Source organism: Collimonas fungivorans (assembly GCF_001584145.1).
Taxonomy (GTDB): domain Bacteria; phylum Pseudomonadota; class Gammaproteobacteria; order Burkholderiales; family Burkholderiaceae_D; genus Collimonas; species Collimonas fungivorans.
Genome location: NZ_CP013232.1, coordinates 5412787 through 5425378 on the forward strand (window position 1 = coordinate 5412787; position 12592 = coordinate 5425378).

The 12592-nt window shown below is 60.0% G+C and carries 12 protein-coding genes and 2 tRNA genes; 8 read left to right on the plus strand and 6 right to left on the minus strand.

Annotated features, from left to right (window positions below):
• Nucleotides 1-57 precede the first annotated feature (57 nt).
• Nucleotides 58-588 carry a DUF6622 family protein gene (locus CFter6_RS23845; RefSeq protein ID WP_061542008.1) on the plus strand — a complete coding sequence of 177 codons (531 nt, stop codon included), beginning with the start codon at nt 58-60 and terminating at the stop codon, nt 586-588.
• A gap of 74 nt (nt 589-662) precedes the next feature.
• Here CFter6_RS23845 and CFter6_RS23850 read toward each other — a convergent pair whose 3' ends face one another.
• Together CFter6_RS23850 and CFter6_RS23855 are read right to left on the minus strand one after the other, a co-directional pair.
• Complete coding sequence (locus CFter6_RS23850; RefSeq protein WP_041742732.1) at nt 663-863, minus strand: YbdD/YjiX family protein; 201 nt, start codon at nt 861-863, stop codon at nt 663-665.
• 10 nt (nt 864-873) lie between these two features.
• Nucleotides 874-2946 (minus strand): carbon starvation CstA family protein, encoded by a 2073-nt coding sequence (locus CFter6_RS23855; protein WP_061542009.1) that lies wholly within the window; start codon nt 2944-2946, stop codon nt 874-876.
• Between the two features lie 232 nt (nt 2947-3178).
• Between CFter6_RS23855 and CFter6_RS23860 the strand changes: the two genes are divergently transcribed.
• Both CFter6_RS23860 and CFter6_RS23865 read left to right on the plus strand, forming a co-directional pair.
• On the plus strand, nt 3179-4549 hold the full coding sequence (locus CFter6_RS23860) for a cache domain-containing protein (protein WP_061542010.1): 1371 nt from the start codon (nt 3179-3181) through the stop codon (nt 4547-4549).
• Nucleotides 4542-5180: a response regulator gene (locus CFter6_RS23865; RefSeq protein ID WP_061542011.1), complete on the plus strand. Its 639-nt coding sequence runs from the start codon at nt 4542-4544 to the stop codon at nt 5178-5180. The genes CFter6_RS23860 and CFter6_RS23865 overlap by 8 nt, the downstream gene beginning before the upstream one ends.
• A 25-nt stretch (nt 5181-5205) precedes the next feature.
• Here the strand turns inward: CFter6_RS23865 and CFter6_RS23870 are convergent, their stop codons facing one another.
• On the minus strand, nt 5206-5685 hold the full coding sequence (locus tag CFter6_RS23870; protein ID WP_061542012.1) for an SRPBCC family protein: 480 nt from the start codon (nt 5683-5685) through the stop codon (nt 5206-5208).
• 118 nt (nt 5686-5803) lie between these two features.
• Here CFter6_RS23870 and CFter6_RS23875 point away from each other — a divergent pair, with 118 nt between their 5' ends.
• The 3 genes from CFter6_RS23875 to CFter6_RS23885 all read left to right on the plus strand — a co-directional run bounded on the left by CFter6_RS23875 (nt 5804) and on the right by CFter6_RS23885 (nt 9286).
• Nucleotides 5804-7867, plus strand: coding sequence for a UvrD-helicase domain-containing protein (locus CFter6_RS23875; protein ID WP_061542013.1), 2064 nt, complete (start codon nt 5804-5806; stop codon nt 7865-7867).
• 42 nt (nt 7868-7909) lie between these two features.
• On the plus strand, nt 7910-8197 hold the full coding sequence (locus CFter6_RS23880; RefSeq protein WP_061542014.1) for a DUF4404 family protein: 288 nt from the start codon (nt 7910-7912) through the stop codon (nt 8195-8197).
• Between the two features lie 189 nt (nt 8198-8386).
• Nucleotides 8387-9286: a recombination-associated protein RdgC gene (locus CFter6_RS23885; protein WP_061542015.1), complete on the plus strand. Its 900-nt coding sequence runs from the start codon at nt 8387-8389 to the stop codon at nt 9284-9286.
• Between the two features lie 16 nt (nt 9287-9302).
• Here the strand turns inward: CFter6_RS23885 and CFter6_RS23890 are convergent, their stop codons facing one another.
• A complete protein-coding gene (locus CFter6_RS23890; RefSeq protein WP_061542016.1) occupies nt 9303-10409 on the minus strand; it encodes a GGDEF domain-containing protein in 1107 nt (368 codons plus the stop codon).
• Between the two features lie 425 nt (nt 10410-10834).
• On the opposite strand from CFter6_RS23890, the gene CFter6_RS23895 reads away from it, so the two are divergent.
• Nucleotides 10835-11269 (plus strand): hypothetical protein, encoded by a 435-nt coding sequence (locus CFter6_RS23895; protein ID WP_061542017.1) that lies wholly within the window; start codon nt 10835-10837, stop codon nt 11267-11269.
• Between the two features lie 294 nt (nt 11270-11563).
• Here CFter6_RS23895 and CFter6_RS23900 read toward each other — a convergent pair.
• Both CFter6_RS23900 and CFter6_RS23905 read right to left on the minus strand, forming a co-directional pair.
• Nucleotides 11564-11640: transfer RNA gene (locus CFter6_RS23900), tRNA-Asp, on the minus strand.
• A gap of 34 nt (nt 11641-11674) precedes the next feature.
• Nucleotides 11675-11750, minus strand: a tRNA-Val gene (locus tag CFter6_RS23905).
• Between the two features lie 364 nt (nt 11751-12114).
• On the opposite strand from CFter6_RS23905, the gene CFter6_RS23910 reads away from it, so the two are divergent.
• Nucleotides 12115-12585 carry a hypothetical protein gene (locus CFter6_RS23910; RefSeq protein WP_061542018.1) on the plus strand — a complete coding sequence of 157 codons (471 nt, stop codon included), beginning with the start codon at nt 12115-12117 and terminating at the stop codon, nt 12583-12585.
• Nucleotides 12586-12592 lie beyond the last annotated feature (7 nt).

Here is a 12592-nt window from a genome sequence, read left to right on the forward strand (position 1 = left end):
TCTCCCGCACCTGCGGCGGCCAGATAATCGCCGCAGATCAATCAACGGGAGCACAACATGTTTGCACAAATCATTTCACACACGCCAACCTGGGTCTGGGCCTTGCTGGCTTTCCTGGTTTATCGCGGCATCCTGGCCAGCGCCGACCGCGAAGTCACGCTGAAAAAAATCTCCATCATTCCGCTGGTGATGCTGGCGCTGTCCTGGCAAGGAATTACCGCCACCTTCGGGCTTACGCCGCTGACCGTCGGCTGCTGGCTGGCCAGCGCGGGTATAGCGGCGGCGCTCAACTGGCAGCTGTTTCGCAAGGACCGGATCGTGGCCTATCCCGAGCGCGGCGTGCTGTTCCAGCGCGGCAGCTGGCTGCCGCTGGCATTGATGATGGGGATTTTCGTGACAAAATATGCGGTTGCCGTACTGCTGGCGATACAGCCGCCGCTGGCCCACAACGCCATGTTTGCAGCGGCGATATGCGCCCTCTACGGCGTTTTCAACGGCATGTTCATCGGCCGCCTGCTGCGCATCGTCGCCTTGTACCGCAATGCGCAGCCTGCCGGCTCGGCATATCACGGACAATTGAACGGCTGACAGGCAAAAAAAAACCGACCGGCTGCCCGGTCGGCAAAACATCCCCATAGGACGTTTATTCCATCAAGCCGCAGCTAACAGCAGCGCCCGACGCGGCCGTTGCCGCCGTAACGCGCTTCCTGCCGCTCCTTGAAAAACTCTTCATAACTCATCATCGGCTCCCCGGGATGGGTGTTTTCCATGTGCGTGACGTAAGTGCCGTACTCAGGCAAACCCACCATCAGCCGCATGGTTTGCCCGAGGTAACGCCCGGCTTTAGATAGTTCTTCCAGCATGGCCAACCTTTCAGGCGGACGGCAAGGCGCTCGCCGGCAACGATTCGAACGGGGTTTCCTTGGCGCTGGGCCGGTTGGCGGCGCGCGCCGCCAATACGGTCTTGATGCCGAAACCGAGGATGCTCACCAGCACCAGGATGAAGAACGCGGCCAGGCCGGCATCCAGGTAATCGTTGAAGATCACCTGCTGCATCTGCGCGATCGACTTGGCTGGCGCCAGCAGTTTTCCTTCCGCCAGCGCGGCCTGGTACTTGCCGGCGTGGGTCAGGAAACCGACGCGCGGATTGGCGTCGAATATCTTTTGCCAGCCGGCGGTCAGGGTGCAGATCAGGATCCAGACGGTAGGCACGATGGTGACCCAGGCAAAACGGTCGCGCTTCATCTTGAACAGCACGCAGGTCGCCAGGATCAGCGCGATGCCCGCCAGCATCTGGTTGGAAATGCCAAACAAAGGCCACAAGGTATTGATGCCGCCGAGCGGATCGACCACGCCCTGGTACAGGAAATAACCCCAGCCGGCGACGCACAGGGCGGTAGCAATCAGGCTGGCCGGCAGCGAATCGATCTTGCGCATCGACGGTACAAAAGTACCGAGCAAATCCTGCAGCATGAAACGGCCGGCACGGGTTCCGGCATCAACCGCAGTCAGGATGAACAGCGCTTCGAACAGGATCGCAAAGTGATACCAGAACGCCATCATCACTTTGCCGCCGCCAATGCTCGACAAGATGTGCGCCATGCCGACCGCCAGCGTCGGTGCGCCGCCGGCGCGCGAGATGATGCTGTGCTCGCCGACGTCTTTGGCTACCTGCGCCAGCATTTCCGGCGTCACGTAAAAACCCCACTGCGAAACGGCCTGCGCGGCGCTGTCCACGGTAGTGCCTATCAATGCCGCCGGGCTGTTCATCGCAAAGTACACGCCCGGCTCGATACAGGAGGCTGCGATCAGCGCCATGATGGCGACGAACGATTCCATCAGCATCGCACCGTAGCCGATGAAACGCGCATGGCGTTCATTCTCCAGCAGCTTCGGCGTGGTGCCCGAAGCGATCAAGGCGTGGAAACCGGAGACCGCGCCGCAAGCGATGGTGATGAACAGGAAGGGGAACAAGCTGCCCGACCAGACCGGGCCGGAACCGTCCATGAACTGCGTGAACGCCGGCATTTTCAGTTCAGGCGCGACAAACACGATGCCCAGCGCCAGGCCGACGATGGTGCCGATCTTGAGGAAAGTCGAGAGGTAATCGCGCGGCGCCAGCAGCAGCCAGACCGGCAGCACCGAGGCGATGAAGCCGTAGCCGATCAGCATCCAGGTCAGTTCCTTGCCGGTGAAGGTGAACATGGCGCTCAGCACCGGATGTTCCTGCACATACTGGCCGCCGACAATCGCCAGCATCAGCAATACAAAACCGATCAGCGAAATCTCGCCGATGCGTCCCGGCCGCAGGTAGCGGGTATATACGCCCATGAACAGCGCGATCGGAATCGTCACCGCGACGGTGAAGGTGCCCCAAGGCGATTCCGCCAGGGCCTTGACCACGATCAGCGCCAGCACCGCCAGGATGATGACCATGATCATGAAGGTGCCGAACAAGGCGATCACGCCTGGCACCGTGCCCAGCTCGGACTTGATCAGGTCGCCGAGCGAGCGGCCGTCGCGCCGGGTCGAGATGAACAGCACCATCAGGTCCTGCACCGCGCCGGCAAACACCACGCCGGCCAGGATCCACAACATGCCCGGCAGATAACCCATCTGCGCCGCCAGCACCGGCCCCACCAGCGGCCCGGCGCCGGCAATCGCCGCAAAATGGTGGCCGAACAAGACATTCTTGTTGGTCGGCACGTAGTCCAGCCCGTCGTTGTACTTGTAGGCGGGCGTCATGCGGGTGGCGTCCAGGCCCAGCACCTTGTCGGAAATGTAGAGGCTGTAGAAACGGTAGGCGATCAGGTAGACGCAGACTGCGGCAATCACGATCCAGATGGCGCTGATGGATTCGCCGCGCTGCAGGCCGATGTAGCCAAACGCGAATGCACCGAGCAGGGCCAGCCCAAGCCAGCCCATCTTTGAATATAGACGATTCATTGTTCTCCTCCCAGGCGGGAATGAATATTGTGGAATATTGTTTTTATTGGATAGCGGCCGGCACTCACCGAGCAACCAGACCGCGGCCAAAGTATTTGGCATAAGAAGCGGGAGAACAAGCGAGGAACTACGCACTGCGCTTGCGTAGTACTACGTAGGCAGGAATGGCGGCAGCACGGCCGCAGCAGAGGTTTTTGATGGAACCGGCGGCGATTCCGGGTAAAGTAGCGCCATGAAATTACGGCAGAAAATCATCTTCCTGGCCATCGTCCCGCTGATCCTGGCGTTGTGCGCGATCGCCCTGGCGGTGCGGCACCAGGCGATAGCGCTCGGCCAGCAGCAGCGGACCACCATCCAGGCGGCCTACCTGGCGAGCAAGGAAGCCGAGCTCAAGCACTACGTGGAGCTGGCCACCTGGTCAATCGCCCATTTGTACGATTCCGGCCGCAAGGACCAGGCCACGCTGGACGAGGCCATGGCCATCCTGTCCAAGCTGTCCTATGGCGACGACGGTTATTTTTTCATCTACGACATGCAGGGCAAGAGCCTGATGCATCCGCGCCAGCCGGAACTGGTCGGACGCGACCTGTGGGACATGAAAGACACCGACGGCAACCTCACTATCCAGCATCTGATCGAACGCGCCCGCAACGGCGGCGGCTTTGAGCGCTACCAGTGGGAAAAGCCGTCCAGCCACCATGTCGCCAGCAAGCTCGGCTACGTGGTGGCGTTGCCCAACTGGGGCTGGATGCTGGGCACCGGCATCTATATGGATGACGTCGACGCCGCCCTCAGCAAGATCGATACCCAGGTCTCCGGCAATATCCGCAACACCATGTGGTGGATTGCCGGCATCGCGATCCTGAGTGCGCTGGTGGTGGGAGCGTCGGGGCTGGTGCTGAATATCAGCGAACACCGGGTGGCCGACGCCAAGCTGAAAGTGCTGGCGCAGCGCGTGGTGCGTTCGCAGGAAGAAGAACGCGCCAGGCTGTCGCGCGACCTGCACGACGGCATCAGCCAGTGGCTGGTGTCGATCAAGCTGCAGATCGAAGCCGGCATCGCCAAGCTCGACAACGGCCCGCAGCAGACCGCTGCCGCACGCGCGACTTTCGAGCGCACCGCCGGCCAGCTCAACGATGTGCTGGGTGAAGTGCGCCGCATTTCGCACGACCTGCGGCCGGCGATCCTGGACGACCTGGGCCTGGCGGCGGCGCTCAGCCACCTGGCCCGCGAGTGGCTGGAGCACGCCGGCATCCCCATCGATTTCCAGCACGGCGGCAATACCGACGGCATGCCTGCGGTCGCCAATACGGTGCTGTTCCGCATCGCCCAGGAAGCCTTGACCAATATCGCCCGCCACTCGCAGGCGACGCAGATCGAGGTGCGCTTGCAAGGCGATGCGCAAGCGATTACGCTGGCCGTGCACGACAACGGCGTCGGCTTCGATGTCGACCAGATCGACGGCAATCCGAAACATGGCATTGGCTTGCGCAATATGGTCGAACGGCTGGAAGCGGTCGGCGGCCAGTTGAAGATCAGTTCGTCGGCAGCCGGCACCACGGTGCTGGCGACTATTCCGCACCCACACTATTCCTATGTCTGAAACCATTACAAAAATCATGCTGGTCGACGACCACCCGCTGGTGCGCGACGGCTTGCGCGCGCGGCTTGAAGCCGTGCCGGGGTTCGCCATCGTGGCCGAAGCCGGCAGCGCCGACGAAGCCCTGCAGCGCGCTGCGGAACAGGAGATCGACCTGGTCCTGATGGATATCAACCTGCGCAGTAATTGCAACAACAGCAGCAACGGCATCGACCTCACCGCGCAGTTCCATGTCAGCTTCCCGGAGATCGCGGTGCTGATCCTGAGCATGCACGACAAGACCGAATACCTGATGCAGTCGGTGCAGGCCGGCGCCCGCGGTTATGTGTTGAAAGACGCGCCCGGCAAGGACATCGTGCATGCGATAGAGACGGTGATTTCCGGCGGCATGTATTACAGCGCGGCGCTGGCGCAGAAACTGGCGCGGCCGATGACGCCCGGGCAACTGTTGACCGCGCGCGAACGCCAGGTGCTGCAGCACATCGCCAACGGCGAATCGAACAAGCAGATTGCGCGTGAGCTGGATTTGAGCGTGCGCACGGTGGAAACCCACAGGCTGAACATCAAGCGCAAGCTGGATATCGAGGGCCAGGCGGAACTGATCAAGTTTGCGGTGGAAAACAACTTCCGCTGAAGCGGCTGTTGCCGCCAGCCGATTGTTACCCTAGCTTGCCTTCCGCGGCCAGCTCGCGGATCATGCGGATGGTGTCGATGTCGGCCTCTTCATAGGCGGAGCGCCGGAATTCATCGTAAAACTCTTGCTCGGCCTGCGCCGCCGGCTGCCGCTCGACCGCATCATCTTCATATTCGAAGCGGACGAACAGCATTTCCTGTTCCGGTTCTTCAATCGTCATGATCAGGCTGGAACCGGCGATATCTTGCTGTTTCGGCACCTGGTAGCGCACCTGCAGCAGCGGCAGGTAGCTGACCACATCCTTGACGATCACTTTGCCGTAACGCAATTCACGCGTCACCGACTGCACCGATTTATCCGACAGCAGGCAGTCGTCCAGGTGTTCAACGAACAACATCGGCTGTTCCGCCCGCATCACCAGCCCGCGCCACAGCTGCTCGCGCGTCAGGGTATCGATCAGCGGGTTGAGAGGATCGTTGATTTCGATCAGGTGACTGAATTTCATGGCATGTCCAGCAAGATGGTTAATGACGGATTGTCCCATATTCGACGCCGGAGCTGGAGCCGGGGCCTGTTAAAATACAGCGCTTTGCTCCTTCCGGTTAGCCGCTGCGCTGTAATCTATGTCGTCTACTCCCAATTTCGGTCTCAATGCTCCCCAACGGGAAGCCGTCAAGTATCTGGACGGCCCCTGCCTGGTGCTGGCCGGCGCGGGTTCCGGCAAGACGCGCGTGATCACGCAGAAGATCCAGCATCTGATCGAGGATTGCGGCTATGACCCCAAGCACATCGCGGCGCTGACCTTCACCAACAAGGCGGCGACCGAAATGCAGGAGCGCATCGCCAAGCTGCTGAAGGATCCGAAACAGGCCAAGCACATCACGGTCAGCACCTTTCACTCGCTGGGGGTCAAGATTTTGCGCCAGGAAGCGCGCGGCGTCGGCTTGAAAGACCGCTTTTCGATCATGGACAGCGACGATTGCTTTTCCATCGTGCAGGATCTCGCGATCACCACCGACAAGCAGCTGGTGCGGCGCATCCAGACCGCCATATCTCTGTGGAAGAACGGCCTGGTCGATCCCGAGGAAGCCATCAAGCAGGCAGTCACCGAAGATGAAGCGCAGCACGCGCGCATTTACCGCAGCTATGTGGCCACCCTGGCAGCCTACCAGGCGGTCGATTTCGACGACCTGATCCGCCTGCCGGTGGAACTGTTCCGCAGCAACGAGACGGTACGCGACAAATGGCAGCGCCGCTTGCGCTACCTGCTGGTCGACGAATACCAGGATACCAATACCTGCCAGTACGAACTGGTCAAGCTGCTGGTGACCGGGCTCGGCAAGAAGCCGATGTTCACCGCCGTGGGCGACGACGACCAGGCGATCTACGCCTGGCGCGGCGCCACCATCGAAAACCTGAAAACCCTGCAGGTCGATTTCCCCGACCTGAAGGTGATCAAGCTGGAACAGAATTACCGCTCTTCCACGCGCATCCTGCAAGCCGCCAACGCGGTGATCGGCAACAACCCGAAACTGTTCGACAAGAAACTGTGGTCGGAACACGGCCTCGGCGATCCGATCAAGGTGATGGGAATGGAGGACGACGAGAAAGAGGCGGAGCAGGTGGCGATCATGCTGTCGGCCCACCGTTTCGAGCGGCGCGCCAAATTTTCCGACTACGCCATCCTGTACCGCGGCAACCACCAGGCGCGGATTTTCGAGAAAGCCCTGCGCCGCGAGCGCATCCCGTATTCGATGTCGGGCGGCCAGAGTTTCTTCGACCGCGCCGAAATCAAGGACATCATCAGCTACCTGCGCCTGATCGCCAACGAAGACGACGATCCGGCCTTCATCCGCGCCATCACCACGCCCAAGCGCGGCGTCGGCCAGGCCACGCTGGAAGTTCTGGGCACGGTAGCCGGCCAGTGGCAGTGTTCGCTGTTCGAAGCGGTGTTCAAAGGCGGCATCGAAGCCAAGCTGACCGACCGCCAGCTGTACCCGTTGCGTGAGTTCTGCCATTTCATCAACCAGCTGGAAGCCCGCGCCAGCCGCGTCGGCCCGGCCGGCAGCGGTGAAAATGCGGCAGCGGTGCTGGACGACATGATGAAAGAAATCAATTACGAGCATTACCTGTACGACAGCTTCGACGACCGCGCGGCACAGGGCAAGTGGCAAAACGTGCTGGATTTCACCAACTGGCTGAAAGAAAAGGGCAATGGCGGCAAGGAAGGCGACGGCGACGAGCGCAACCTGCTGGAACTGACGCAGATGGTGGCGCTGATGTCGATGCTGGAAGGGCGCGACGAAGAGCCGGATGCCGTGCGCATGTCAACCTTGCATGCCTCCAAGGGGCTGGAGTATCCGCATGTGTTCCTGATCGGCGTCGAGGAAGGCATCCTGCCGCACAAGGGCGATCCCGACGCCCCGGCCGAGACCATCGCCGCCCGCATCGAGGAAGAACGGCGCCTGATGTATGTCGGCATCACGCGCGCTCAGCGCAGCCTGCATGTCAGCTGGTGCAAGAAGCGCAAGCGCGCCGGCGAATCCATCGTTTGCGAAATATCGCGCTTCGTCAAGGAAATGAAGCTGGACGAAGGCGACGCCATGCCGACCGAGGCGGAACAGATCACTCCGCAAAACCGCCTGGCCAGTTTGAAGGCTTTGTTGCAGAAGCCACGCGCCGCGTGAGAAGATAGATGGTAGAGTAAGAGCCAATTCAGGAGTAAAACCATGAGCATAGACAACATCAAGACATCGCTGGATAAGCTCCGCAGCAATCTGGAAAGCAACGGTACGGTCGACAGCGAACTGAAGACCTTGCTGCAAAGCCTGGATACCGATATCCAGCAATTGCTGAAATCCTCCGATACGGCAGCGGCCACGGCGCCGGCCGGCGACCTGCGTTCCGAACTGGTGGAGCGGGCCCAAGGCATCTCTGCCCGGCTGGCGGTGAAACACCCGCACCTGGAACCGGTGTTGCGCGAAATCGCCGATACGCTGACCAACATGGGTATCTGATTACCCAGCCAACATGACTTTGCCGGCCGGCTAGCTGCGGCCCGCGATTGTTAGACCAGCTGCTGCGCCAGCTGCTTCAAATTTCCCACGTTTTTATCAACCTACGACCGTCCGGACACAGCGTAAATCGCCACACGGCATGTGGCCATGAAGCTGTGCCCTGCAATTGTCTTATTTTATTGGAACGCCATGTGGTTTAAAAATCTTCAGATCTACCGTATTCCCGCACCATGGGCCATCTCGGCCGAGCAACTCGAAGCTTTCCTGGCGCCGCAGGCGTTTGCCAAGTGCAGCAGCCTGGAATTGCAAAGCCAGGGCTGGCTGTCGCCGCGCGACAACGGCATGCTGGTGCATAGCGTCAATCGCCAGATGATGATCTTGCTGGGCACGGAAAAGAAGCTGCTGCCGGCTACGGTGGTCAACCAGGTAACCAAGGCGCGCGCCGCCGAAATCGAAGAACAGCAGGGTTATGCGCCCGGCCGCAAGCAGCTCAAGGATCTCAAGGAACAGGTTACCGACGAACTGCTGCCGCGCGCATTCAGCATCCAGCGCAATACCTGGGTCTGGATCGATCCGGTCAATGGCTGGCTGGTGATTGATGCGGCCAGCCCGGCCAAGGCTGAAGAAATCCTCAAGCTGCTGCTGGCCTCGGTCGACAAATTGCAGATTTCCAGCCTGCGCACGGCACATTCGCCGCTGACTTCGATGACCAACTGGCTGGCTTCCGACGAAGCGCCGCACGGCTTTACCGTCGACCAGGATACGGAATTGCGCGCCGCCGGCGAAGGCAAGGCCACCGTACGCTACGTGCGCCACACCATCGAAGCCGACGACGTCCGCCGCCACATCGCCTCCGGCAAGCAATGCACGCGGCTGGCGATGACCTGGGCCGACCATGTTTCGTTTGTCCTGACCGAATCGCTGGCGATCAAGCGCATCGCGCCGCTCGACGTGCTCAAGGAAAGCAATGACACCAGCAGCAAGAACGACGACGAACGTTTCGATTCCGACATGATGCTGATGACCGGCGAGCTCAGCAAGATGCTGGGCGACCTGGTGTTCGCGCTGGGCGGCGAACCGGCCGTCTAAATCCCGGCAACAACGCTCAGAAAGCCCTGATGGTGGTACCGCCGTCGGACGACTCGAAGGTGTCGGGGCTGATCATGACGCGGTTGCGGCCGGCCGCCTTGGCGCCATAGAGCGCCATGTCGGCGCGCTGGAAGGCTTCGTCTATGCTTTCGCCGGGGCGGAAGTCGGTAATCCCGATCGACGCCGTGAGGATGATGTCCTTGCCGAACTTGCTCCAGTCGTACATTTCTGTCTCGGCGCAGATGCGGTCCAGCGCCGTCACGCCTTCCTGCACCGTGGTGCCGGTCAGCACCAGCACGAACTCGTCGCCGCCGTAGCGGGCGAAGTGGTCGCTCAGGCGCATTTCGTTGCGCACGATCTCGACAAAGGTCTTCAGCACCAGGTCGCCGGCAGCGTGGCCGAAATTGTCATTGACTGACTTGAAGCCGTCCAGGTCGAGGATGGCGATGCAGAACGGCGTACCGCCGCGCTGGAAGCGTTTCTGCTCGACCGCCAGGATTTCCATCAGCGAACGGCGGTTTTCGATATTGGTCAGCTCGTCGCGGGTGGCCAGCTCCTGCACCCGCTTCATGGCCAGCACCAGCTGCTGGTTCTTTTCCATGATCTTGCGCTGCATGCGGCTCAGCATGTTGGTCAGGTAGATGCAGCGGCCCAGCGTCAGGATGAAAGACAGGCACACCAGCAACTGGCTGAAATTGCTCGCCACCGGAAAACTCAGGTGCGCGCCGGCCACGCTGAAAGCCAGCACCAGCGCCAGCGAACCGATCAGCCAGCTGACCACGTACCAGAAGGTGCTCAGGCCGAGCACGCCGAAGCCGTAGATGACAAAAAAATTGATCAGGAACAGGTAGCCGACCTGGGGCGCCAGGATCAGGAAGCAGGTCTGCAGCAGCAAGGCCGTCACCACCTGGGCGAAAGTCAGGCCAGGATCCTTGTAGCGGCGGTTTACGCCGCTGCGGATCAGCAGGTAGTAGGCGCCGTTGACCACCACCACGACCATGGCGTACAGCAGCGCGATTTCCGGCCGGATCACCCCGGCCCGGACAAAACCCCACAGCAGCATGGCGTCCAGCAGGCCGCTCAGGGCGACACGCCCGAGCATGCCCAATGCCATCGCATTCATTTCTTTTCGTCGTTGCTGTTTCATGTCGGCCGGTTTCCGTTGGTTGCCATTGTATTCTTTACCCCTGGCAACAAACAGCCACGCATGACAGACCGCAATTCACTTTTTCAGGGAAATGGATGCAGGACATGGTACTAAAGGGAAACATTAAGGCCATGTTCTGGCGAGCGCACGGATGCGGGATTAAGTTATCTATCAAAATTATTGCACTACAGATATTCTATAGCTTACTGGGAATTTAAGCCGCATCTTCTATAACTGACAAGATCGAAGTGCAAAACGGCAAAAGCGGCGCAGCAAATTTTAGGGTGTCTTTAGCGTTTTAAGGGGATCAGGACAGCATGAGAGTCATTATTTTATTATTAGTTGCCGTCGGGATAGGCACTTGGTACTGGAATCGTCAAAATTCCATTGATGAAGAGAGCGTGACCCGCTTTTACGACACCGCCACCGAACATGTCCTGAATGGCCGCGGCAAGGAGCTGTGCGCCATGCTGAGCAAGGATTTCACGCGCACCGGCATCAATTCCACCAGCCAGGGCCGGGTCCAGGAAAACGCCGACAAGGAAGAAACCTGCGACAGGTACAACAAGATGTTCGAAGCGGTGGCGCAAGCCGGACGGCAGGGCGGCGTCTCGACCAATTACCAGGTCAACGTCGAGCATATCGAGATCAGCAAGGACCGCAAGAGCGCGGAGGTGAAGGTGTCCTCCAGCGTCAGCATGGCGCTGGGGCCGATCGGCAGGATCGCCGAGACCCGGGACAAGAGCAGCGAAACGCTGGTGATCCGCAACGGCAAGCTGCTGCTGCAGAAATCCGAGGGCACTGCGATTACCCGCACCATAGGCGATCGTTTTTGATGATGCCCTGAGCCACGGGTAATAAAAAGACGACCTCGGGGGTCGTCTTTTTATTTGAATTCGATACTTGAAATAAAAACGCCCGCTTGCGCGGGCATTTGTATTCTTGGCGGAGTGGACGGGACTCGCCTACATCCTGCAGGCCGCTGCTGCGCTTGCAAGCGCAGCCCTTCGATTCCCGCCGGAAGCCGCGCAGGCGGCTTCCTCCACTCCGCAGAGCGATATTCCCGCAAGCGGGAATATGAAACCGGACTTACAAATAAAAACGCCCGCTTGCGCGGGCATTTGTATTCTTGGCGGAGTGGACGGGACTCGAACCCGCGACCCCCGGCGTGACAGGCCGGTATTCTAACCAACTGAACTACCACTCCTAAACTGCTGCTTCATTAAGATCATCTGGCTACTTGGTGGGTGCTGAGAGGCTCGAACTCCCGACCTACGCCTTGTAAGGGCGCCGCTCTACCAACTGAGCTAAGCACCCAAAATGCACACTTAGTCAGCCAAATTTTCTTAGCGTATGTCACTACGCCTGAAGGGGGCAGATTGTACAACGGTTTTTTTAAATTTACTAGCGCTTCGTCGCATTTTGTTTTGAAAAGTTTTTTGCAATATGCCATTTCGGCCCGCCAGCCGCCTGTTTGCCTGGTTCGGCACGATTGCCGCAGGTATTAAATGTTGATTGTTATTTTTTGTTTGAATCGGTTTGCCGAAACGGAACACCGGATATCAGTCGGCTGTCATAACAGGACGCTGCTATATTCATGGGCAGCGACAGGTGATCTTATTGTCTCGCCTCAACGCCGGCAATTATTGGTATTTAATTAACTTAAATCATAAAAAGAACCATGATGAATGCCAAGATCCGCGCCAGCCTGTACTGCACAAGTGTGATCATGCTGGCGGCCTGCACCAACAAGCTGGCGGAAACGCCGGCGCCGCCCGCCACCACCCCCAACGCAACCTCGACCGCCGCCACCCTGGACGACTACAAGCGCGCGCTGGCGCAACGCATTGTCGCGGTCAACTCGACCCAGGTGTATGTCGGGCGGCCGCAGGCGTTGCTGCGCGCCGTGATCGTGCTGAAATATTTCGTCAACGCCGACGGCCAGCTGCTGCGCGCCGACGTCCTGCGCACCAACCGCGACCGCAAGGCCGAAGCCACGGCGCTGGCGGCATTGCGCCGCGCCGCGCCCTTCCCCAAGCCCGACAGCCGCTTCCTGCGGCGTGGCGAAGTCGAACTGGCGGAAAGCTGGCTGTTCAACGACGACGGCCGTTTCCAGCTGCGCTCGGTGGCCGAACAGCAGATGGACGAGTAGCGGCCGG

Excerpts from the sequence above, each read along its gene's own strand:
- CFter6_RS23845 (WP_061542008.1), top strand. The coding sequence starts at position 58 with ATGTTTGCACAAATCATTTCACACACGCCAACCTGGGTCTGGGCCTTG.
- CFter6_RS23850 (WP_041742732.1), bottom strand. The coding sequence starts at position 863 with ATGCTGGAAGAACTATCTAAAGCCGGGCGTTACCTCGGGCAAACCATG.
- CFter6_RS23855 (WP_061542009.1), bottom strand. The coding sequence starts at position 2,946 with ATGAATCGTCTATATTCAAAGATGGGCTGGCTTGGGCTGGCCCTGCTC.
- CFter6_RS23860 (WP_061542010.1), top strand. The coding sequence starts at position 3,179 with ATGAAATTACGGCAGAAAATCATCTTCCTGGCCATCGTCCCGCTGATC.
- CFter6_RS23865 (WP_061542011.1), top strand. The coding sequence starts at position 4,542 with ATGTCTGAAACCATTACAAAAATCATGCTGGTCGACGACCACCCGCTG.
- CFter6_RS23870 (WP_061542012.1), bottom strand. The coding sequence starts at position 5,685 with ATGAAATTCAGTCACCTGATCGAAATCAACGATCCTCTCAACCCGCTG.
- CFter6_RS23875 (WP_061542013.1), top strand. The coding sequence starts at position 5,804 with ATGTCGTCTACTCCCAATTTCGGTCTCAATGCTCCCCAACGGGAAGCC.
- CFter6_RS23880 (WP_061542014.1), top strand. The coding sequence starts at position 7,910 with ATGAGCATAGACAACATCAAGACATCGCTGGATAAGCTCCGCAGCAAT.
- CFter6_RS23885 (WP_061542015.1), top strand. The coding sequence starts at position 8,387 with ATGTGGTTTAAAAATCTTCAGATCTACCGTATTCCCGCACCATGGGCC.
- CFter6_RS23890 (WP_061542016.1), bottom strand. The coding sequence starts at position 10,409 with ATGAATGCGATGGCATTGGGCATGCTCGGGCGTGTCGCCCTGAGCGGC.
- CFter6_RS23910 (WP_061542018.1), top strand. The coding sequence starts at position 12,115 with ATGATGAATGCCAAGATCCGCGCCAGCCTGTACTGCACAAGTGTGATC.